Here is a 19,939-nt window from a genome sequence, read left to right as displayed (position 1 = left end):
GCATCCGTAAGACATCTACCGAATGAGTTTTCGATGGGATTCGGCATCCCGAAAAAGATGCGGGTCAAAGCACGCTCAGGCGCCGGCACGCCTTCCCGCGCCGGGCTTACCTCCATGGCTGAAGCCAGGGATCCGCGCCCAGCATCCCCGATCGACGGCCATCATCGGAACAGGCCGGGCGTCTCCGTTCAGATCGGCGATACGGACGACCGACCACCCGGAATGAGTGGCGGGACGATCGCCTCAGCAGGATGTCAGGAACCGGAGGAAGATTCCGGGATTCCGTCTGGCCAGACACAGGGCGCCGCGATAGGCCGTACGGGCTCTGGGGGCAGCCGGATACCCGTCATTTTGAAGACGTCACGGGCCAACTTTTGCAGGACAATGTTAAAGGCAGTTGCGGTAGCGCCGTCATGAGCAGTGAGGGTAAGAGTTCGACGGGTCGAGCAGAACACCCCTGGTGCGAGCTGACTGCCGGCATGGTGGCCGGCCAGTTGGAGTAGCCATCCAGCGCTGGTTCGCAGAACGCTGTAGTCATCGCGGTAGACCATGCCGCCCGCTTTGCGGACCACATCGGCTTGAGCCGAAGTGATGGGCGGGTTAAGGAAGACCGATCCCGCTTGGCGGGCGTCGGGCCCGCTCTCTGGGAGGGACAGGCCACGCCGGCAGCGGTCGGCCATGACGCCCTGGGCCGCCTCGGCGAGCGGGATCCGGGTGTGCAGGGGGACGCCGAGGTGTTGGGCGAGATGCCGGTACGTGACCGGCGCGGCGTACGTGCTGCGGGTGAGGCGTAAGACGACCTCAAGGATCGTCCATCGGCCCGAGTGGGCCTTGAAAAGGCTGGTGCGGTAGCCGAACCCGCATACTTCCGGGCGGAATACGGCGAGCTGCCTGCGGCTCCAGTCATAGACGGTGAGCCGGGCGAGGGCGTCGGATATCTGCTGACCGTAAGCGCCGGTGTTCTGAATCGGAGCGGCGCCGGTCGTGCCCGGGATGCCGGCAAGGTATTCGATACCGGTTAGGCCCTCGCTGACGGCGAAAGCGACGAGGGCCGACAGCGGCTCGCCAGCCTGAATGGTGACTTCCACGGCGTCGTCGAGCGGGCGGGCGGCGATGCCGCGGGCCGCCATGCGGATCACCGGCCCGGGATACCCGGCGTCGTCGGCGATGGTGTTGCTGCCCCCGCCCAGAACGAACGGTACTACGGGCTCGCGCAAGACGGCGTGAGTGAGATCGGACCAGGTGGCCGGATCGGTGTGAGTGAGCAGACGGTCGGCGGTGCCGCCGAGACGCAGTGTGGTGTGGTCGGCAAGCAGTTCACTCATCCAATGCCCCCGAGCGCCATGTCGCGGAAATCGTCTTGAGCGCGAGGTTCCGCAGCGGTGTGATTCGAGTACGGGCGGCCCCGTGGTAGACGGCGTTGGTGCAGATCGCGAGGTAACGGCCGGCGTTCGGGGCAAGGTAGAGGCTGGTACCGGTGAACCCGTGGTGATAGGCGACGTGACTGCCGGCGGCGAGGATCCACGCCAGGCCGCGGTCGAGGCCCGGTTCGATCGGGGCATGTGGGACGAGGCTCACCCGCAGCCACTCGCCCATGGCGTCGCCGCGGGCGTAGGCGTCGAGCAGCCAGGCAGCGTAAGCAGCGAGGTCATGGGGTGTGGAAAAGACGCCTGCATGCCCGGCGACACCGCCCAGAAGTGCGGCGTTGTCGTCGTGCACGGAACCCCAGGCCCTCGGGGCACCGGGAATGCGCCGTTCGGTCGGCGCGACGTGAGAACCGCGGGCAACGGGCCCGTAGATGGTGGAGCTCATCCCGATGCGCTGCCAGAGTTGGCCGGCGAGGTAGTCCAGAGGGACGGCGTTGGCATGAGCGAGGGCAAGGCCGAGCAGGATGTAACCGCGGTTGATGTAGCGGTGCCGGCCGGGCGTCCCCTCCAACGGTTCACGGCACAAGAGCTCATGCAGCGACGCGGACGCGCCGCGGTAGTGATCCAGACGGGTGGAGGCGCGCAGCCCGGACGTGTGCGCGAGGAGTTGACGGAGGGTCGCCTCTCCGCTGGGTGCCTCACCGGTCATCGCGGGCAGGACATCGCGCACGGGTGCGTCCAGATCGCCCAGCCCGGTCTCAAGGGTCTGGCCGATGAGCGGCCACGTGGCGACAACCTTGGTGAGCGAGGCGACGTCGTACGTGGTGTGCTCGGTTGGGGTGAGCTCGCCGAGCTCGGGCGCGACAGTACCCCCGGCGAGGACACGCTTTTGCCCGTCGGTGGTGCCGCAGACGATGACCCCTCCGGGGGTGGCGCCATCGGCGACTACCTCGTCGAGAGCCTCCTGAAGGCGGGCGGTGTCATCGGCGCTGAACGGTACGGCGGGCATCAGTGGGCCTCCGAGGTGGTGATGTCGGCTCCAAGCGCGGCGAGGTTGGCCAGCAGGTGACCGTGGCCACGCCGGAGGTGGTACATCCCCCGGATCGTAGAGGTGCCCTCAGCAGCGAGAGCCGCGATTAACAAAGCCGTCACTGCGCGGATGTCCTGGGCCGCGGCCATGGCGGCGCGTAGCCGTACGGGCCCGCGCACGCCGGTGATCGAGCCGGTAGAGGAGATATCGGCGCCGAAGGCCCGCAGGCCCTTGATGTGGGTGTCACGGCGGGGATACACGCGCTCGGCGATCAGCGAGGATCCATGGGCTTGGGTGAGCATCGCCGCGAGTTGCGGTGCGGTGTCGGTGGGCAAAGCCGGATGCGGACCGGTGGCCGCTGTGATGCCCTGCAAGGGGCCGTCCAGGGCCGCACGAACGCCGCCGTTTGCGTCGTCGGTGAGGCCGATGCCCGCTGCTGCCAGGGCCGCGGTGAGGCCGTCGGGGATGGATGAGGCGGTGATCCCGTCGAGGTGAACGCTACCGCCGGTGGAGGCGGCAGCCATGATCATGGTTGCTGCCTCGATTCGGTCCCCTGCCACTGTGAAACCGCCGCCGGTGATCCAGTCGCTCCCGACGACATGTAGCCCCTGCTCGTCGAAGTGGATTCCGACGCCGCGCTCGGCCAGGAATCGGGCGGTCTCGGTGACCTCCGGTTCGATCGACGGGTGGGTGATCAGGCTGCTGCCCCGGGCGCGGGCGGCTAACAACATGGCGGTTACCGTCGCCCCCAGACTCGGCCCGTACGGGGTGGCCACGTCCACGGTGAACGCCTGTACACCGCGTGGTCCGCACCGTGCGCGGATGCTGGTGGCGTCGGCGACGACCTCGGCGTCGGCGGCCTGCATCGCCGCGAGGTGCCGGTCGATCAGGCGGGGGCAGAAGGCGTCCCCGCCGGGATAGGGGAAGGTGACCTGTCCGGTTCGGGCTAGCACCGCGGCGGCCAGGACGACGGTCGTGCGCACCCGGCGGCCGAGCTCCGGATGGATGATCGGGCAGACGGTCGCGGCTGGGGGCGGGGCTACGGCGAACCGGCCGCCGTCGGTGGTGACGTGGGCTCCGGTGTGGGTCAAGATCTGCGCGCACACTGCGGTGTCGATGATGTCTGGAACCGCGACGAGGGCGACCGGGGCATCCGTCAGGAGTGCGGCGGCGTACAGGTGAAGGGCGATGTTCTTGCTGCCCTGCACCGCGATACGGCCGCTCAGAGGTCGCCCGCCGACGACCTCCACGACGGTGGCGTCCAGGGCGGTGCGGGTTGGGGTGATGGACATGGCTGTCACCGCACCCGGGAGCCGGCGGGCAGGAAGCCGCCGATGTGGTCGCGAGGGTAGACCACCGTGCCGGGGCCGATCAGCGTTCCCGGCGACAGTACGGTCCCGGCCGGTAGGGCGACCTCGTCGCCGATGACGGCGCCGAACTTCGTTTGCCCTGTGGTGATGCACTGCCCGTCAAGATTGACGGTGATCTCCTCGATCGCCGGCTCGGCGACCGGCCCACGGTCACACCGAAGCCCGGTGGTGGAGCAGAAAGAGCCGATGTTGACGCTCCGCCCGATCACCGAGTCGCCGACGAAGCACGGATGTTTGACGAAGACGTGTCCGGCCAGCAGGCTACGCGTGATCTCCGCGCCGAAACCGATCCGGCAACCGGGGCCGATCACGCTGTGGTCGCGGACCAGGGCGCCGGCGGCCACGACCGCGCCGGCGCAGATCAGCACCGGCCCGATGATCTGAGCGCCGGCCTCGACGCGGGCGCCGGCCTCGACGATGACCTCTCCCTTGAGCAGGGCGCCATCCTCGACAACGCCGCGAGGCACACCGTCCAGGCCTGCGGCGTCAGGGTCGTCGAGGTCTGCCGTCATGGCGGGTTTGATGTCGAAGACTGTCCGGCAGTTGCTCAGCACACTCGTGATGTAGGGGCCGAGGCCCTCGGAGTGAAAGTAATAGCCGGGAGCGAGGCGGGCGTCTGCGGTACGTGCCGCAGACGCAACGAAGATCGGAGACTGCATCAAGCCCTCCCAGGGGAGCGGACCGAATCGGTAGCGGCCTGCCGAGCGCGGGCCGCCTGCCCTTGAGGTCATCGCATCCGGCCTGACTGCGGGAGGGGCGTTGCCTTGTGCTGCAAAGGTGTTTGCGTCTGGCGCAAAGGCCCTGCCGGGGGTGCTTGAACGCGGCTACGGTGAAAGAGGCGCGATCTCAGCTACTGGCGGGGACAGGTATGGATGCGATCGGCAGAACGGAAGCATCCCCCGAGGCGATCGTGACTCCCGGGGAACTGGTACGTCGGGTACGGCAGGCGCAACGACTGACGCTTGCCCAGCTTGGCAAGCTCGCTGGATACTCCGCGGCTCAGGTTTCCCGCTACGAGCGGGGTATCTCACCGATGACTGATGTTGCCGTGCTGCGGTGCTTCGCCGAGGCGCTCGGCATTCCGCATCAGGCTCTTGGTCTTGCACCGCCCCGGCCAAAGATCCGACACGGTCAAGCGACCGTACCAACTACCGCATATCCATGCCTGCCCGCTCATAGTGTGGGTGGGAGTCAGAGGGAGGACGGGGAAGGTTCGGTGCGTCGAAGGAATATGCTGGCGAGCTTGGCGGTCACGGCCGCCGCCGCCGCGAGCTCCCGATTTCTTAGAGGCGGCACCGCACAGGCGAACGAGGCTCTGCTCGGCGAGGTGCTCGTCGCCGGCCTCCGTGACGCGATGCTCGGTCTGGGCGGCGATCTCGGGGACCTATCGCCCAAGCAGTTACCCGCGGAACTCTCGCGGGCGCTCTCCGACTTCCATGCCTGCCGTTACGGCAATCTCGCCATACGCCTACCCCGGTTGATCCGCGCTGGGCATGCGCTCAGCAACGGCGAGACGGATCACGCGCTTCTCTCGCAGAGTTACGTTCTGGCGACCCGCATGCTCGTCAAGCTCGACGAGCAGCAACTCGGCTGGATGGCTGCCGACCGCGCACGTCAGCTAGCCGAGATCGGCGACGATGTACTCACGGTGGCGGAAGCCGCGCGGAACCTCGCCGTGCTGGCTCGAAAAGCGGGATGGAACGATCAGGCGATGTCGATCGCGTTGGCCGCCGCTGATGAACCCCGTTTGCGCGGTGCTGGGCGGGCCGGTGCCGCCGAGCGCGGCCTGTTGATCCAGTCGGCGGCCTACACCGCTGCCCGCAGTGGTGACCGTAAAGGAATGCGACAGCTCACCGACGAGGCCACGGCGATCGCCCTTGAACTTGGCGGGACCATGCTGCGCGACCACGGCGGGGGTTTCAGCCCGGTCACCGTTCAACTGCATCTCATCTCGGCGGAGAACTCCGCTGGGGATCCGGCCGCGGCCTTGAGCGCCGCCCGCCTGATCGCGCCGCAGAGTCTTCCCAGCGTGGAGCGCCGATCCCGTTATTACACCGACATCGCCACGGCCTTCGCTCAGTTGGGGCGCCGGGACGAATGCGTGCGTGCGCTTCTAAATGCCGAGCAGCAGGCCCCCGAGGAGACGCATGCACGTCCGGCGGTGAAGTCCCTCATCTCCGGTCTGCTGGTGTCTGGGCGCACAGCGCCTGAATTGCGCGGTCTGGCCGCTCGTAGCGGCGTCCTCGCGTGACTTCTCCATCGTGGGGCTTGGCCGCACCACCCTGGCCACGACTGAATCCGTTGGGCCGCCATGTCCGAGGCTTTTCCGAGCCGGGACGCGCGTCCGGGGGCAGCCCGCCACTGACGAACGGCAACCGGCCGCCGAGGGGATCACCAGGGCGGCCGGGCCGTCGCGGCTCTAATGGAGGTCGAACTCGTTGGCCTTCACACCGTTGACGAAGGCGTCCCACTCGGCGGGGGTGAAGAACAGCTTGGGCCCTTCGGGGTCCTTGGAGTCACGCACCGCGACCAGGTCGGCCTGTCCGGCCTTATGACCGGGACCGTCAGTGACGTCTTTGAGCTCCGCGACCTCAACACAGTTACCGCCGTTGCTACCGGTAAAAGTTGACTTTCGCCACTCGGCCTTGCTCAGGTCCATCGTTCCTCTACCGTTCTTCTAATGAGGTCCATCGACATATGTAATGGCAATGCCTCTATACGGATAGCCTCGAATTTCTCCACGGCTGCCGCGATCTCATCCTGATCACTGGTGACCAGGCCACGGACAGCAGTGTCAAAATAAGCTACCTCGCTTCCGCCTTCCAGCGTAGCGATTATGAATCCTGCCTCAAGGCCCGCACGCATGCCACCGAGGGGCACCACTTGCACGCTGATACGTGGCGTAGTGAGCGCAGCCAAGTACTCCAGCTGCTCACGCATGATCTTGGGGCTTCCGATCAAACGGCGCAACACAGCTTCATCAATCACGCAGCGCAGCCGGAGGGGGGCAGGGTCCTGACGCTTGAGTACCTCCTGACGCGCCAGGCGAGCATGCACAGCGGCTTCGTCTCCGTAGAGAACTTCGAGTGCGTACTCGGGAGTTTGAAGCAATCCGGGGATCAGGATCGGTTCGTAGGAACGCAGGGATGTCGCCACCTGCTCCTTGTCTGCCCACCTGCCGAACCACGGGGGAAAGACCTGGCCCTTCCTCCAGTCGAGAAGACGTCGGAGGGCTCCACCCGTCGCAAGGGTTTCGTCGCAAGTGTCGGCGAACTCGGGGCTGGCCGGGAGCTGGCCGGTCTCCACACCGCTGATCAGAGACTCACTGAAGTGAATCCTCTCGGCGAGCTGCCCCTGGGTGAGGCCCGCCGCCTTCCGGTAATGACGCAGCTCTCTGCCCCATATCGCCTGAGGTGTGTAGAGGTTGGCCACAATGCCCTCCCTTGCCGGAATTCAACGACCGCGACGTGAATCCCAAAGCTCGCCTTTGGTAACCGTTCCGCCACCAAGCGTAGTCACGTCTCGGCACTCTGAACATACAAAATCAGAGAGAGAAAGAGAACCCATGGACGAGGCTCTCAAGGCGCGGGTGGCACTGGCCGAACATCGCCACACGATCAATCCCATCTTTTCCCAGCTAGGAGAGAAGTGGATTCCGCACGCAAGGGAAAGTGTGGCGTCCGTCCGCCGTTTCGTCCGCGACGTGGCCGCCGACTGGAACGCGGCGGAAGACATCCCGGAAATCGCCGAACTCCTGGCCTCGGAACTCGCCGCCAACGCGGTCGCTTACGGCGCCGCCGCCATTCCGGCCGCGAGCGCCATCCGGATCACGGTTGGCAGGAAAAGAGACCTGATGATCGTGGAGGTCCACGACTCCTGCACGGTGCCTCCTCGGAGAAGATGGGCAACCCATCTGGAAACCTCCGGCAGAGGACTCGCCATCGTCCAGAACCTCTCCCACAACTGGGGCTGGACCCTTACCCCCTACGGAAAATCCGTATGGTTCCAGCTCGTGGCATGGCCCTGAAAATCAGATGGAACGGAGGCGGTGACCCCAGCCGACCGGGTCACCGCTTACCCCACACCCCCCGCGCCGTCGCCACATCAATCCGCCCGGTAACCGCCGCCGTAATCAACACCTGCCGCCGGCCGCATCCGCCGAGCCGCGTACCGCACCAGAACGTCCGCCCCTTATACTTCGTGAGATACAGCTCGGCGTCGTGGTGATCTTCCGGCAGGAAAAGAGGGTGATCCGATCTGGAATCGCCAAGGACTGCCGTTCGAACCTTCCGGTTGTCCATTGCCACAGAACCTCTTGAAAGTCGCGTTCGGGGGTAGCAAGAACGCCGCAAACTCCGAAATTTCCAGACCTTACGGTAGATCGCCGAATCCTAACGCCGCGGTAGCCGACCGCACAGAGAAACAGGGAGCTGTCCCTTAGGAGATCAACTCAGGCGGAGTAAGCGTTTCTTGCCTGAGGCCGTGGGGCGGTGCGGTCATCGGGGGCAGGCGAAGGCGGCCGCGTACATCTGCCCGGTCTCCGCCTCGCCGTACGGCCGGCGGAGCACCGCCGAACGGCCGTCGGCCTCACCGATCAACCCCGGGGCGAGCTGCCGGGCGACATCGCAGTCCGTACAACGGTCGTCCACGTACCAGCCGTCTTCGCCGCCGGGCCGGGCCACCACCGAGCCCTCCCGCTGCGCCCCCGCCGGGGCGGCCGACCTGTCCATGGCGCCCCCTTCATGGAATTCCAAGATTTTGTGAGACGCCGGAATCAGGCCACTCATCCTTTTTGATCTCCTCGGGCCGGGCCCTTGTGCGTTCGGTGTTACCCGAGCGCACGTTGACAGGAGGCGGACGGATGGTTGTAATGGTGCGCGTGTCGCGTGACGCTGGCCAGAGAGCAGTGGGCAGGCCGGCGGTCGGGCGGCACCATTCACAAAGGGGCGATGCCATGGGTTCACACTCCGCACCCTGCGCCTGACCTAAGCGTCTCCGCACGTCCCGCCCTGTCCTGTGCGGTGCCCGGCACCGCCGTGTGACCCCGGTACGTCACGCCTCCCCCGACGGCCGCCGCGTTCCGGCGAGCGTCCACGGCCCCGCGTGCCCGATCGAGGTCCGTCTCCGGGCAGGGGTTCACGTGCGGCACCGCGCGCTGCGCTCATCACCGTCATTTCACCGTCACTCGGCCCCCTCGCGGGCCTACGCACTTCTTTGGAGACCCAAAACCGTATGCCTGCGTCCTTCAACCAGCCGATCATCGAGGAGTTCCGGGCCAACGGGGGAAAGGTCGGCGGCCCCTTCGAGGGCGGCGACCTCCTCCTGCTGACCACCACCGGCGCGAGGTCGGGGACGGAGCACACCGTCCCCCTCGGCTACGTCCGCGACGGCGACCTGCTGCTCGTCGTCGCGTCCGCCGCCGGCGCGCCCCGCCATCCCGCCTGGTACCACAACCTGCTCGCCCATCCCGTGGTGCGGGTGGAGATCGGCACCGAGGTGTTCGAGGCGATCGCGGTCCCCGCCGAGGGCGGACGGCGCGAGCGGCTGTTCGAGCACGTGGTGCGCGCGGCGCCCGGATACGTCGGCTACCAGGTCCGCACCACCCGGATCCTGCCGGTCGTGGTGCTGGAGCGTTCTGAGCCCGAGGCGGGAGCGGACCCTCCCGAGGTCGCCGGTCTCGCCGGCAAGCTCATGGAGGTCCACACCTGGCTGCGCTCGCAGTTGCGGCACGTGCGCGCCGAGGCCGACGCCCACCTCGCCGCACGGGAGACCCCCCGGGGCCCCGGTGAACCACCGCCGCCGGGACTGGGCCTGCAACTCCGGCAGCACTGCCTGGCGTTCTGCCAGTCCCTGGAGTTCCACCACAGCGGCGAGGACGCCCACGTCTTCCCCGCACTCGCGAGCCGGCACCCTCACCTGGGCGGCACCCTCGACCGGCTCCGCGACGAACACCGGGCGGTCGCGCGTATCCAGGGCGAACTACTCGCCCTGCTGGCCGACATCGACACCGCCGACCCCCGGCGTTTCCGCACCGAGCTGGACCGGATGGCGGAGCGGCTGACGGCACACCTCGACTACGAGGAGGAGTCGCTGCTCCCCGTCCTGGCCGGGATTCCGTGGCCTCCGGCTCCCCCGGTACCCGGCACGGCCGAAAGCGCCGCCACCTGACCGGGTGACCACGCCGGGCGGGTAACCGGCCCCGGGGCCGGGAAGCGGTCGTGCAGGGGAGCCGGCCGGACTCTCCTCAGGAGAGCATCGGAGGCGGGTCGAGCGCCCCCTCGGCGAGCCCCTGCACGAACGATGCTAAAACAAGTACTACGGCGATTGCTTCTAACGGTCCACTGGATTACAGACAGCCTTCCCGAACACCTCCTGCCCGGGCACGGCCAATTTCAGAGGCGATGGCGACGAGCCTTTGAGTCAGTTTTGAATCTTCCGCCCGATGTAGGCGATGACCGCCGTACCGTCTTCACGACAGAGCCGGAAATGCAGGCGGCCGTCGTTCGGAGTCATCCGGGCGTGCAGGTCGAAAACCCTGGTGGTCCCGTCCAGGTCGGTGAACCCACACAGACGTCTCCGTGTTTCGGACTCAGGCGTGACTCTGGTGTGCCAGTCCGGTTCGGGAAACTCCCGGGTGTTCCATGCGTTCAGGGAGGCGTCCAGCCCCAGCAGCAGACCTTTGACCGGGGCCAGCCAGTAGTGATGAAGTGTCCTGAGATCCTCTTCGACTCGGCCGAGGAACCGCAGGCGAGGAAAGAAGTCGGCGCGGGAGTCCCAGAGAGCTTGACCGGTCCTGATGTCGGCCAGTCCGGTGGCCTTTGCCCACTTCTCATGGACGGTCAGATGTTCGATCGCTGAAGCGTGCCTGACCGCCACTTCCTCCACGCGGAGCCGGAGGAGCCCGTCTTCGGTCTCCTCAAGCGCGCTTCGCCTCGGAAGGATCCACTCGCGGTTCCAGCGCTCTTCAAGCGGGAGGCTGACCGCGAGCCCGTCGATCAGGTGAGCGGTCCCGATCCCGTCGGTGCGGCTCTCGCCGAGCCGGTATTCGACCTCGCCTTCGGTGCCGGAAAGCACCGAGCTGAACGGGGCCTTGTTCTGCATGAGGCGGAGGAACCGCCATCGGTCTCGATTCCGCGGACTGCCCATCCACTGAGAGATCGGATACCCGGGGGCAAGATCCAGTGTGGCGAGCGGCGATGCGGAGATCAACGAGACGTCCTTCCGCCAACGTCGGCATTGCCGGAGCAACTCCACGAAAGCAGCCATCGCCTGGTTGATTTCACGTTCGTGAGCATTTGAGGTGCAGGACAGCTCATTGAGGCAGAGGAAAACGGGCACGGGGGTCTTTCTCCTCATAAACGGTCAGCCCAGAAGTTGGTCGAGCGAGTGCTCCCACTCATCGAAGAACCCCGGAGGCCAATCTGAGATCATGCCGTCCGGCCCCAGCGTCGGATTAAGGATTTCCACCCCGTTGCGCTGACGCTGAAAATAGAGCAGTTTCACCGCGGAGTCCGTAAGTGTGCCATGCTTCACCGCCAACCGCAGGCCGTTCAGGACGTGATCGCTGTGACTTTCCACGATGAGCTGTGCTCCGGAGGCCACTGCGGCCGCGGCGAGTGTCGCCATCATGGTCTGCCCCCGGGGATGCAGATGGGCCTCCGGATTCTCCAGGAGAATCAGACTGCCGGGTACGGCCGAAAGGCAGGCCAGCACGATGGGCAGCACATAGGAAAGACCGAAGCCGACGTTGGTCGGCCGATGAGAGAGTGCCGTGGGCAGACCGGCGACGCCGATGCGATAACCGAGCCTGACCAGGTCGGTGCCCTCAATGGTGGCGGCCTGTAAGTTCACGCCAGGACATATCTCCCGCATCCAGGCGTCTGTCTGATCGAGTAGCGACGTAGACCGCGCATCGGGGTGGTGCAGTTGCGGCGAGGTCAGCCGTTCATCCTGGCGATGCCGGAGGAAGTTGACCGCGTGCTCCCCTCTGCAGCCGAGAAACCCTCGCCGGATCGCCATCTCATGAGATCGGGGGTAGCTGACGGAGGGGGCCAGCCGATCCGCCTTGAGGTACTGGAAATCGGGGCCGAACATGCCTGCCGAATGGTGAGTGGTGCCGGAGTCAAGATGCAGAAGGTCGTTCTCCTGGCCGTAGGCCGCGGTCCACGTGTGGACGATGCCGTCCTCGACCACCGACAGTATGATCTGCGGGCCTTCGCCGCCGGTGTCGATGTGGTTTTCGTGAAGCACGTCACGCCCGGTGCCCAGCTCGACCAGCTCTCCGTTGAGGAGAAAACCCGATCCGGTGCCGTCGTCAAGCAGCCCGGCCACCTGGGATTGACGGAGCAGTGCGAGAGCCTGCAGGACCGTGCTCTTGCCCGCCGAGTTCAAGCCGGAGAGCAGCGTGAACCCCCCGAGGGGAATCCGAGCGTCCGCGAAGGCCTTGAAGTTGACGACGTCGAGCCTGTCAAGCATTCACAACTCCATCGAAGAGGTTCTTCACCGAGCCGAAGCGCCGACGCACCTTGCCGATATCTCCGGTTCCCTGAGAGATGGACCGTTCGAACTCGGGATCGTCGGCCAGCAGATCGACGAGGCCAGTCTGGACCATGTCGCATCGAGCCGTCAGCAGATCCAGCTCTTCGTCGCTCCGTCTGGCGAGATTCACCGTGACGGCCTCGAACAGGGCTTTGTTGATGGGGAACCTTCGGTCGTTTTCTCGATAGCGTTTACGGAACGCGTAAGGACCGAAGACGGCGTGTGCGGCCTCCATCGCCCGGATGAACTGCCGCTGAACCCCCCATACTTCCTGGTGTGTCATCTTGTTGATGCTGCGCATCGCCTCACGAAGAAAATGGTCAAAGTCAGCGTGAGAGTAAGTTTCCAGAGAAATCGACCAAAAAGCGATGAATCGGAGGACCATCTCTCGATCCGCCATCCGTTCGGGATTGACACTCTTGTCGGTCGCCCGGAGAAAAGGTGGAGAGTCGGCGAGTTCACCGAGGACAGAGCGGGCCGGCCCGGGAATGAGGGCGTGCCGGAGCTCCTGGCGGGAGAGCGGCAGGCCACCCGTGTTGATCCTCGCGAAGATGTTGAACTTCACGGCCTCCGGAGTGTCCCGGCGAATCAGGTGCACCACCAGCTCGGTCTCCCGCAGCCGCAGCTGGAGACGGCCAGGAAGATCATCAAAGGTGCAGCCGTTGTAGTCCAGGTATTCCAGCCCTTGAAGGGTCAGCCGATCCCGCCCGATGCTGTGCGGATCCATGAAGCGGCCGATCGTGGTAAGCCGCTGAATCCCATCCACGATGGCCCAGACATCACCGTCGCCCTCAGACGCGTAGAGGGTGGGCAGCGGGATTCGCAGCAGCAGGGACTCGATCAGACGGCTCTGATGCTTCTGGTTCCAGATGTCGGCCCGGCGCTGGAAGTCCGGCGCCAGGTCGATCATCTTGGTCCTGATCCGCGACAGCATCAGGTCCACGGTAGGAGTCCTGGTGACCACATCGATCTGCTCTGGATCGAAAGGTTCATCGATCGCCTCGATGACCTCCAGTTCGACGCCTGTGCTCGCGCCGGTGGAGTCGTACTCGGACAGGACGTCGTTGGGTACGGGACGCATCGTAAGGCTTCCTGGGATTCGTGTTTCAGTGATCCGGATACGGTGCGGTCCAGCGTATCCATGCCTGATTCGGCAGAGTGGATGTTCGCCCTGGTGACCCCTCCGTTCCCTGCGCGAACACGACCCGGGTGACGCGGTTCTCCCTCGCCGCATGCCCGCAGCGGGCACAGGTGCGGGCGAGCTCGCGCTGGGCCGCCGCGAGGCGGCCGGACAGCGGGATCCCGCCCGGCGCCAATCGCGCTGAATGCGGTGCTCTTCTGAGGGCCGATGTTTTATCGGCCAAGGTAACTGAGAGAAATTTCCCGAATACTGCGCTTAACGACGACTCCCCGGTATTACCCTGGTAACCAGGAGTGAGATCGCGTGCTTTCCGGCAGGGAGGGTCACCGGTTGAACAACGTGTTCATCTCCTATGCCCACGAGGACGGCGACTGGGTCCGCACCCTGGCCGAACGCCTTCGGAGCAGCGAGGTTCAGGTCTTCTTCGACGAATGGGATTTACTGCCGGGCGACCTCATCGTGCACAGAATCGACAGGGCGATCCGGGAGTCCACCGGTGGAATTCAGGTTTTCAGCCCGGCCGCGATGACCAGACCCTGGATTCGGCAGGAGTACGCGGCGCTCATGCAGGCGTCGATCGAGCGCGGGCTGCGGTTCATCCCCATTCTTTACGGCGACGCCGACATCCCGCCCTTCGCCGCGACCCGGGTGTGGATGGACTTCCGCAGACTGACCGGGCGGGTCTACGACGACAAGGTGGCCGAGCTGGTCCGTGCCCTCCGGGGCGGGCCCTCGCCGCCGACGGCCGCCGGTGCCCGGCCGCCGGTGCCCGAGGAGTTCCTGGACGCGGCGCGCGTCAGGACGTCCCAGCCGCCCGCCGAGCCCGAGCCGCCCGGTTTCGTGGTCTGCTACGCCCGCGCGGACGTGGAGTACGGGGAGCGCCTGGTCGGCCACCTGTCCAGGGCGGGGCTGCCCGCCTGGTCCATCGGGGACCTGCGCTGGGGCGACGACTACATCTGGAGGATCCGGCAGCGGCTCCGGTACGCGCTGGCGGTCGTCGTGCTGATGTCGCCCGAGGCCCAGGAGTCGGACGACCTGACGCGGGAGATCCTGGAGGGCCACCGGCACAGCCGCGAGTTCTTCCCGATCCTGCTGCGCGGGGAACGGCACTACCTACTGGCCGGCAGCTGGTACTTCGACGCGCGGGGCGGCGTCCTGCCGGGCGCGGCCGAGCTCGACCTGCTGCGACGTCTGCGGGACGTCCGCGGGACCGGCCCGGGACACGACCTGCCGAGAGTGCTGCCGGAGCCGCTGATACGGCCCCCGGTGCGCGCCGTACGGGCACCGGCCGGCGCGTCGCTGAGCAGGCTGAGGGCGTTCCTCGACGAGCGGGAGGTCGAGCACGCCGACCTGCTGACGACGTCACTGCTGCTCGACGCGGTGAACCGGCAGGAGAGCGGATGGATGCGCCGGGCCGACGGGAGGCGGCTGCGGAACGCGCTGCTCACCGGGGTGGACGCCGCCTGGTCGGAGTTCTCCGGCGGGAAGTACGGCTTCCGGGCGCAGCTGCGGCGGGCCGGCGTGGGGAGCGGCCGGTACTCGGACTTCCTGTCGCTCTCGACGGGCTACGGCTGGCGGACCTCGCGGGACGGAACGGTCCCGAGGTACGACGAGTTCGCCGGGCGTGGGGGGAGCGGCGCCGGCTTCTTCCCGACGCTGCGCAACCCGCAAAGTGAGCAGCACATGGACTGGTACGACCAGTGGGCGGAGACCGTGCTCACCGTCCACCTGCGACTTCGGACGTGGAAGGGACCACGATGATCGCATTTTCGGCGGGGCTGCTCCTCATCATCGTGACAGGTGGCGCCGTGGTCGCCCATCGGATGGGGCTGGGGGGAAGACGGCTGGGTTTCCAGACGGTGCCGGCGAATCACATCGGCATCGTCCACCGGCGGTACGGGCACGTCCACCAGGACCGGCGGTTCAAGAGGATCACCCCGTACGACACGCGCGGTCTGCAGGCCAGGACCCTCACCCCGGATCGCCGGTACTGGCTCCCGCCCTGGATCTACCGGGTCGAGTTCGTGCCCAGGGTGGACGTACCGGCGGGGATGATGGGGCTGGTCACCGCGCACGAGGGCGCGAGGCGGAGTCCCGACAGGACGCTCGGCCGGTACGTGGAGTGCGACGACTTCCAGGACGGTCAGACGTTCCTGCTCAACGGCGGCGAGCAGGGTGTCCAGCTGAAGACCCTGCCGGGCGACAACTCCTACTACATCAACACGGCGCTCTTCACGGTCGAGTTCGTGCCCCGGACCTATGTGCCGACGGGCACGGTCGGGCTGGTCATCGCGAAGGCCGGCCGGGTCCGTCCGCCGGACCAGCCGTTCAGCCGGTACGTGGAGTGCGACGACTTCCAGGACGGCCACGCGTTCCTGCTCAACGGCGGCGAACAGGGCAGGCAGCTGGGGATCCTCGCGGGCGGGACGTCGTACGCCGTCAACCCCGCGGTCTTCGAGGTGATCACCTCGAAGACCGTGGACTCCTCCGCCGAGGGGCTCACCGCCGACCATCTGAAGGAGGTCGTCATTCCGGTCGGTCACACCGGAGTGGTGATCACCCTGGACGGTGTGGAGCCCACGCGACGGGAGGGGGCCGTCGGGCCGCCGGTGCCCGATCACCGGAGCTTCCGGCTGCCCTGGGTGTTCCTCGCCAACGGCGGGCACCGGGGGGTGCAGGAGGAGACCCTCGGCGAGGGCGCCGTCTACGCGCTCAACCCCTGGTTCGTGCGTGTCGTGCTCATCCCGACCCGCCTGCTGTTCCTGGAGTGGACGAAGAAGGACGTCTCGCAGTCGGGCAACTTCGACGCGGCTCTCGGGCAGATCGTCGTCAACATCCAGGGGCATCGGCTGCAGGTGGAGATGTCGCAGACCCTGCAGATCCCGGACAGGGCGGCCCCCAAGCTGGTCAGCCAGTTCGGCGACGACGCGACCTCCGGGCTGGGCGGCCTGGTCGTCAACCCGGTTCCGGTGCAGCGGTTCGTCGAACGGGTGCTGGGCGGCGCGGTCGAGACGTACTTCAACGAGATCGCCGCCGCCTCCACCATTCAGGCGTTCCTCACCGAACATGCCGGTATCCGCACCGAGCTCGCGTCACGGGTGCGTCAGGCCCTCGCCGCGTGGGGGGTGAAGGCCGCGAGCACCACCCTGAGCGAGTTCGAGTCGCAGGATCCGGAGCTCGACAAGGCCCGTCAGCGGATCTTCGCCGAGCAGATGCGCGGCAAGGAGCTGAGCGAGCAGGCGAAGAACAAGCTGATCGAGGCGAAGATCGATAAGATCCAGAACGCCACGGACCGGGACGCCCGCCTGCTGGATGTCGTGGTGCTTGAGCGGCAGATCGAACTTCTCGGCCGGGACGCCATGGCCATGCAGATGTTCCTGCGCGAGCTGAAGGAGATGGGGGTGCCCGAGGTCGTCAGCGGAGACGCGGGCTCCCTGCTGGAGTATCTGCCGATGCAGCGCGCCCTGGAGATGATCGGGGGCGCCCGGCAGCGCGCGGAGCAGGCCACGCTCTCCGACGACGCGTGAGCTCTCCCCCGACGAGTGACGGATAGCGGGTGACGGGTGAGGCCCTGGGCACCGTGGTCTCCACGGCGCCTTCGCGGAACGGGCCTCACGACGACCTCTCGGCCGGTGCGACGGATGTGCCGGCCCCGGCACCCCGCAGCGCGGCTCCGCCGGTGGCCGGATGGGGTGACTCCTCAGAGTGATGGAGGGAAGCCCGCGGATTTAACCGGCGAGGAGCTTGCTGACCGCCTGGTGGGAGACCCCGAGCAGCACACCGATGTCCCGATGGGGAAGCCCCTGCTCATGAAGCCGACGTGCGGCCTCGCGTGAACGACTGACCGCGTCGTCACGCAACCGGTCCGCCTCCCGGCGAACCTCTCTGGTTCGCGCGACCTCCGCTGCCAGTTCCTCCCCGAGGACGGGAACCACCGTGATCTGCCAGGTGGTCGCAGGCCGGTCGTCGATGTCGGCGTCGAAGCGAACGGCCAGCAGATCGCGCACCGTCTCCTCGGCCTGGTCAAGCCGCCGCGCCTGTGTATGCGCCGGACGCCGCAACCCCGGCCCCTCGATCTCCAGCGCCCACCAGCCACCGGACCGCTGGGCCGTGACCCGGAACTCGTTCACTTGCCCGCCTCCTCTTCATCCCGGCTCATGTCCCGTTGAGCTTCCGCGAGCAGCGCGTCCCACTCCTTGAGGATGCCCTTGGCCGTCAACTCGTTGATCTCAGAGTGACGCGGCACGATGACAGCGTCTCCCCGGACGTACCACTTGTCATGGCCACCGCCATGGATGTCTGGTGTCTTGGAGAACTCGAAGCCGTACCGCTTGGCCAGACGGGCCATCCGGTTGAGCAGGTCGTTCCGTTTCATTCAGCGTAGTCAATGCAGTTGCCATCATCAAGGCAACCGCATTGACTATAGATCCAGATAGATCCTGTTCGCGCCCATAGCGCCTGCGTGTACTGGGAATCAGGAGGTGGCGACACGCAACGCCTCCACCGCTGTTCAAGAGGCGTATCCGCCGTTAAGCGGGGCTCCGTCTGCGGCGGGGCGTCACCTGTTGGACGATCAACAGCGGGCTGCGTTCGGCGGTGAACCAGTCCGTGACGATGATCCGTGACGGGTCGCCCGCATGGGCGAGCGCCGCGTCGAGCGCGGGTCCAAGCCGAGGGCTTACAAGGCTCTCTTCACAGGCCTCCAGGGGATGGCGTGCCACGATGGCGTACGGCGTGCGCCGTACCCTCACTCCGATGACCGCCGCGTCCGGTAGAAGGAAGGCCCCGTCATACAGCGCCCGCAGTCCTCCCAGCGACACCCGCTCACGGTGCACCGCTGAGCTCGCCAGGGTGAGTTGCCCACCGGACAGCACCGCGAACAGGTCCGCGCCGAGCCGCCAGTCCAGCAGCGGATGGAACACCATGTTGTCGTAATCCCGCAGGCAGCCGTAGCACGACGTCGCGCAGGCATCCGCGTGCGCTGAACCGGTGAGATCCCCAAGGAACCGGCCGACGTGCTCGGTGAACTCCGGGATGAACTCACCGAGGTGAGTGCTGAACCCCGCGCCGTTCTCCAGCGCGTCTGCGAGGAACGCGTACAGTGCCGTCCCTTCATCGTGCGGTCCGGGGTGCACGCCCGCGATGAGCTCTCGCGGGTCCACGTCAAGGAACTCCGCGGCGGCGGTGCGCAGTAGGAACGCCAGGGAATACCAGGCAGCGCGCCGCCCCTGGTGGAGATCCACACGGAATCTGGGCCTGGGCTCATCCAGGCCGAGCCGGATCCCTCGCCGGGGGTCGGTGGTCGCTCTCGGCCCGATGAACAGGAAGTCCGTAGGGAGTACGGCGCCGAGCGCGGCCTGTACGGGGTCTCCGAACCCTCTCGCCGCCGGGTCGGTATCCTGTGGCACGACATAACCGCCCCAGCTTCCGGAGGCCTTCCGGAAGGCGAAGCCGCCGCCGTCATTGTCGTTGACGATGTAGCGTCTCCCCGGCCCTGTGTAAAGCTCCGCGGATCGCCACGTCGTATGGCGCAGGGCTTTCAGATCGGTGGTGGCACGGGCGGTCACCATGCGGGCCGACCAGGAGAAGTTCCCATCGAAGTCGCGGGGAGGACTGGCCCGGAACCCCGCGGGTTCCCGCAGGTCAACGACGCGGAACCGCTCGGAGCCGCACAGCGGGCACGGCCCTTCCACCCCGGCGCCCAGGTGATTACACGCGGAGCACAGTCCGATCAGTTGTGAATTCGCGAGCGGCTCGGTGACCGCCGTGGGCCTGCCGTGGGAGTTCGGGGTGAAGTCGGTGACGCCCACCACCGTGAAGACCTGGCCGTCCTTCACGACCTCGCCACCGGGGGCGAAGGACGACACTGCGATCGCGAGATCCCGGTCGATGGCCGCGTCCGGCGGCCACGGATACGAGCGGCGGGGCTCCTTCAGTCGGTGGAGGCAGTAGCTCGGCCAGCCGAGGATAGTAGGCGTGGGCACCTCGGCCGCCGCTGCCCCGCATACGCGTTGCCGCCAGCACGCACACCGCGAGCAGCGGCAGGCACGGCGGCGGATCCTCCTGCGGGGACCGCTTCCAGGCAAGGGTCTCGTGATAGATCCGCTGGTACGCATCGCCATGCCAGTCAATGGCCTCCTGTGCGACAGCGGTGCACAGATCGTCGACGAAGCCGACGGCCTTCGCGTCACCGTGGAGCTGTACGGCCTTCTCGTCATCGACGAAGAACAGCAGCGGGCGGCCCGTCCGGCCAGCGCCAAAGAACTCCTTGGTGAGCCGAGCCTGCCACCAATCATAAGAACGCATAGGGGCTATCCGTAGCAAGGGGGCGGCCTGAGGGAATCTTCTTAATACATTTAGCGGTCAGCATATACGAGAAGTCACAAGTCTACATTATGAGACTTAATGCCAAGTAAATCACGCCCTCTTTATGGCGGAATGATTTAGAAAGTCCGGATAGACCGGCCGATAAACCGCGTAAGGTATTCGATGT

The 19,939-nt window shown here is 66.6% G+C and carries 19 protein-coding genes and 1 pseudogene; 7 read left to right on the top strand and 13 right to left on the bottom strand.

Features of this window, described 5'->3' with window-relative positions; translation table 11 throughout:
• Nucleotides 1-254 precede the first annotated feature (254 nt).
• From ABZ194_RS15675 to ABZ194_RS15660, 4 genes are read right to left on the bottom strand one after another with little or no spacing between them, the layout of a single operon-like run.
• The gene (locus tag ABZ194_RS15675) at nucleotides 255-1,325 is read right to left on the bottom strand and encodes a UDP-N-acetylmuramate dehydrogenase (protein WP_355596590.1); all 1,071 of its coding nucleotides are present in this window, start codon (nucleotides 1,323-1,325) and stop codon (nucleotides 255-257) included.
• A complete protein-coding gene (locus tag ABZ194_RS15670; protein WP_355596588.1) occupies nucleotides 1,318-2,376 on the bottom strand; it encodes a serine hydrolase domain-containing protein in 1,059 nt (352 codons plus the stop codon). Before ABZ194_RS15670 ends, ABZ194_RS15675 begins: the two co-directional genes overlap by 8 nt.
• Entirely contained in the window at nucleotides 2,376-3,689 is a 1,314-nt protein-coding gene (locus tag ABZ194_RS15665; RefSeq protein ID WP_355596586.1) for a UDP-N-acetylglucosamine 1-carboxyvinyltransferase, read from the bottom strand. Before ABZ194_RS15665 ends, ABZ194_RS15670 begins: the two co-directional genes overlap by 1 nt.
• Nucleotides 3,690-3,694: 5 nt before the next feature.
• Entirely contained in the window at nucleotides 3,695-4,426 is a 732-nt protein-coding gene (locus tag ABZ194_RS15660) for a hypothetical protein (protein WP_355596584.1), read from the bottom strand.
• A gap of 209 nt (nucleotides 4,427-4,635) precedes the next feature.
• On the opposite strand from ABZ194_RS15660, the pseudogene ABZ194_RS15655 reads away from it, so the two are divergent.
• Both ABZ194_RS15655 and ABZ194_RS15650 read left to right on the top strand, forming a co-directional pair.
• Nucleotides 4,636-4,845, top strand: a pseudogene (locus ABZ194_RS15655) (helix-turn-helix transcriptional regulator); the annotation flags it as partial.
• A gap of 165 nt (nucleotides 4,846-5,010) precedes the next feature.
• The gene (locus ABZ194_RS15650; protein WP_355596770.1) at nucleotides 5,011-6,018 is read left to right on the top strand and encodes a hypothetical protein; all 1,008 of its coding nucleotides are present in this window, start codon (nucleotides 5,011-5,013) and stop codon (nucleotides 6,016-6,018) included.
• 168 nt (nucleotides 6,019-6,186) lie between these two features.
• On the opposite strand, the gene ABZ194_RS15645 is transcribed toward ABZ194_RS15650, so the two are convergent.
• Nucleotides 6,187-6,426 carry a DUF397 domain-containing protein gene (locus ABZ194_RS15645; protein ID WP_355596582.1) on the bottom strand — a complete coding sequence of 80 codons (240 nt, stop codon included), beginning with the start codon at nucleotides 6,424-6,426 and terminating at the stop codon, nucleotides 6,187-6,189.
• Complete coding sequence (locus tag ABZ194_RS15640; RefSeq protein WP_355596580.1) at nucleotides 6,417-7,199, bottom strand: helix-turn-helix transcriptional regulator; 783 nt, start codon at nucleotides 7,197-7,199, stop codon at nucleotides 6,417-6,419. The genes ABZ194_RS15645 and ABZ194_RS15640 overlap by 10 nt, the downstream gene beginning before the upstream one ends.
• 133 nt (nucleotides 7,200-7,332) lie before the next feature.
• Between ABZ194_RS15640 and ABZ194_RS15635 the strand changes: the two genes are divergently transcribed.
• Nucleotides 7,333-7,794, top strand: a complete 462-nt coding sequence (locus ABZ194_RS15635) for an ATP-binding protein (RefSeq protein ID WP_355596578.1) — start codon at nucleotides 7,333-7,335, stop codon at nucleotides 7,792-7,794.
• 469 nt (nucleotides 7,795-8,263) lie between these two features.
• On the opposite strand, the gene ABZ194_RS15630 is transcribed toward ABZ194_RS15635, so the two are convergent.
• Nucleotides 8,264-8,497 carry a ferredoxin gene (locus ABZ194_RS15630; RefSeq protein ID WP_355596576.1) on the bottom strand — a complete coding sequence of 78 codons (234 nt, stop codon included), beginning with the start codon at nucleotides 8,495-8,497 and terminating at the stop codon, nucleotides 8,264-8,266.
• A 502-nt stretch (nucleotides 8,498-8,999) separates the two neighbouring features.
• Here ABZ194_RS15630 and ABZ194_RS15625 point away from each other — a divergent pair.
• A complete protein-coding gene (locus ABZ194_RS15625; protein WP_355596574.1) occupies nucleotides 9,000-9,935 on the top strand; it encodes a nitroreductase/quinone reductase family protein in 936 nt (311 codons plus the stop codon).
• 252 nt (nucleotides 9,936-10,187) lie between these two features.
• Here ABZ194_RS15625 and ABZ194_RS15620 read toward each other — a convergent pair whose 3' ends face one another.
• Genes ABZ194_RS15620 through ABZ194_RS15610 form a run of 3 tightly spaced genes read right to left on the bottom strand, consistent with a single transcriptional unit; the run spans nucleotide 10,188 to nucleotide 13,386 of the window.
• A complete protein-coding gene (locus ABZ194_RS15620; protein ID WP_355596572.1) occupies nucleotides 10,188-11,105 on the bottom strand; it encodes a hypothetical protein in 918 nt (305 codons plus the stop codon).
• Nucleotides 11,106-11,129: 24 nt separating this feature from the next.
• Nucleotides 11,130-12,242 carry a DUF3696 domain-containing protein gene (locus ABZ194_RS15615; RefSeq protein ID WP_355596570.1) on the bottom strand — a complete coding sequence of 371 codons (1,113 nt, stop codon included), beginning with the start codon at nucleotides 12,240-12,242 and terminating at the stop codon, nucleotides 11,130-11,132.
• Nucleotides 12,235-13,386 carry a DUF262 domain-containing protein gene (locus ABZ194_RS15610; RefSeq protein WP_355596568.1) on the bottom strand — a complete coding sequence of 384 codons (1,152 nt, stop codon included), beginning with the start codon at nucleotides 13,384-13,386 and terminating at the stop codon, nucleotides 12,235-12,237. Before ABZ194_RS15610 ends, ABZ194_RS15615 begins: the two co-directional genes overlap by 8 nt.
• 363 nt (nucleotides 13,387-13,749) lie before the next feature.
• On the opposite strand from ABZ194_RS15610, the gene ABZ194_RS15605 reads away from it, so the two are divergent.
• Together ABZ194_RS15605 and ABZ194_RS15600 are read left to right on the top strand one after the other, a co-directional pair.
• Nucleotides 13,750-15,207, top strand: coding sequence for a toll/interleukin-1 receptor domain-containing protein (locus tag ABZ194_RS15605; RefSeq protein WP_355596566.1), 1,458 nt, complete (start codon nucleotides 13,750-13,752; stop codon nucleotides 15,205-15,207).
• Nucleotides 15,204-16,973 carry an SPFH domain-containing protein gene (locus tag ABZ194_RS15600; RefSeq protein ID WP_355596564.1) on the top strand — a complete coding sequence of 590 codons (1,770 nt, stop codon included), beginning with the start codon at nucleotides 15,204-15,206 and terminating at the stop codon, nucleotides 16,971-16,973. Before ABZ194_RS15605 ends, ABZ194_RS15600 begins: the two co-directional genes overlap by 4 nt.
• Before the next feature lie 201 nt (nucleotides 16,974-17,174).
• On the opposite strand, the gene ABZ194_RS15595 is transcribed toward ABZ194_RS15600, so the two are convergent.
• The 3 genes from ABZ194_RS15595 to ABZ194_RS15585 all read right to left on the bottom strand — a co-directional run bounded on the left by ABZ194_RS15595 (nucleotide 17,175) and on the right by ABZ194_RS15585 (nucleotide 19,430).
• Nucleotides 17,175-17,576 (bottom strand): hypothetical protein, encoded by a 402-nt coding sequence (locus tag ABZ194_RS15595; protein WP_355596562.1) that lies wholly within the window; start codon nucleotides 17,574-17,576, stop codon nucleotides 17,175-17,177.
• Entirely contained in the window at nucleotides 17,573-17,821 is a 249-nt protein-coding gene (locus ABZ194_RS15590) for a hypothetical protein (protein WP_355596560.1), read from the bottom strand. The genes ABZ194_RS15595 and ABZ194_RS15590 overlap by 4 nt, the downstream gene beginning before the upstream one ends.
• A gap of 154 nt (nucleotides 17,822-17,975) precedes the next feature.
• Nucleotides 17,976-19,430: a DUF1998 domain-containing protein gene (locus tag ABZ194_RS15585; protein WP_355596558.1), complete on the bottom strand. Its 1,455-nt coding sequence runs from the start codon at nucleotides 19,428-19,430 to the stop codon at nucleotides 17,976-17,978.
• On the opposite strand from ABZ194_RS15585, the gene ABZ194_RS15580 reads away from it, so the two are divergent.
• Nucleotides 19,423-19,767, top strand: a complete 345-nt coding sequence (locus ABZ194_RS15580; RefSeq protein ID WP_355596556.1) for a hypothetical protein — start codon at nucleotides 19,423-19,425, stop codon at nucleotides 19,765-19,767. The two genes, ABZ194_RS15585 and ABZ194_RS15580, sit on opposite strands and share 8 nt — an antisense overlap.
• Nucleotides 19,768-19,939 lie beyond the last annotated feature (172 nt).

Origin of the sequence: Streptosporangium sp. NPDC006007 (genome assembly GCF_040614315.1) — a bacterium.
Lineage (GTDB): Bacteria > Actinomycetota > Actinomycetes > Streptosporangiales > Streptosporangiaceae > Streptosporangium.
This window is presented reverse-complemented; position numbering and strand designations above follow the sequence as displayed.

Coding starts and splice junctions, on each gene's coding strand:
- ABZ194_RS15615 (WP_355596570.1), bottom strand. CDS start 12,242: ATGCTTGACAGGCTCGACGTCGTCAACTTCAAGGCCTTCGCGGACGCT.
- ABZ194_RS15600 (WP_355596564.1), top strand. CDS start 15,204: ATGATCGCATTTTCGGCGGGGCTGCTCCTCATCATCGTGACAGGTGGC.
- ABZ194_RS15645 (WP_355596582.1), bottom strand. CDS start 6,426: ATGGACCTGAGCAAGGCCGAGTGGCGAAAGTCAACTTTTACCGGTAGC.
- ABZ194_RS15630 (WP_355596576.1), bottom strand. CDS start 8,497: ATGGACAGGTCGGCCGCCCCGGCGGGGGCGCAGCGGGAGGGCTCGGTG.
- ABZ194_RS15670 (WP_355596588.1), bottom strand. CDS start 2,376: ATGCCCGCCGTACCGTTCAGCGCCGATGACACCGCCCGCCTTCAGGAG.
- ABZ194_RS15625 (WP_355596574.1), top strand. CDS start 9,000: ATGCCTGCGTCCTTCAACCAGCCGATCATCGAGGAGTTCCGGGCCAAC.
- ABZ194_RS15635 (WP_355596578.1), top strand. CDS start 7,333: ATGGACGAGGCTCTCAAGGCGCGGGTGGCACTGGCCGAACATCGCCAC.
- ABZ194_RS15665 (WP_355596586.1), bottom strand. CDS start 3,689: ATGTCCATCACCCCAACCCGCACCGCCCTGGACGCCACCGTCGTGGAG.
- ABZ194_RS15610 (WP_355596568.1), bottom strand. CDS start 13,386: ATGCGTCCCGTACCCAACGACGTCCTGTCCGAGTACGACTCCACCGGC.
- ABZ194_RS15590 (WP_355596560.1), bottom strand. CDS start 17,821: ATGAAACGGAACGACCTGCTCAACCGGATGGCCCGTCTGGCCAAGCGG.
- ABZ194_RS15675 (WP_355596590.1), bottom strand. CDS start 1,325: ATGAGTGAACTGCTTGCCGACCACACCACACTGCGTCTCGGCGGCACC.
- ABZ194_RS15660 (WP_355596584.1), bottom strand. CDS start 4,426: ATGCAGTCTCCGATCTTCGTTGCGTCTGCGGCACGTACCGCAGACGCC.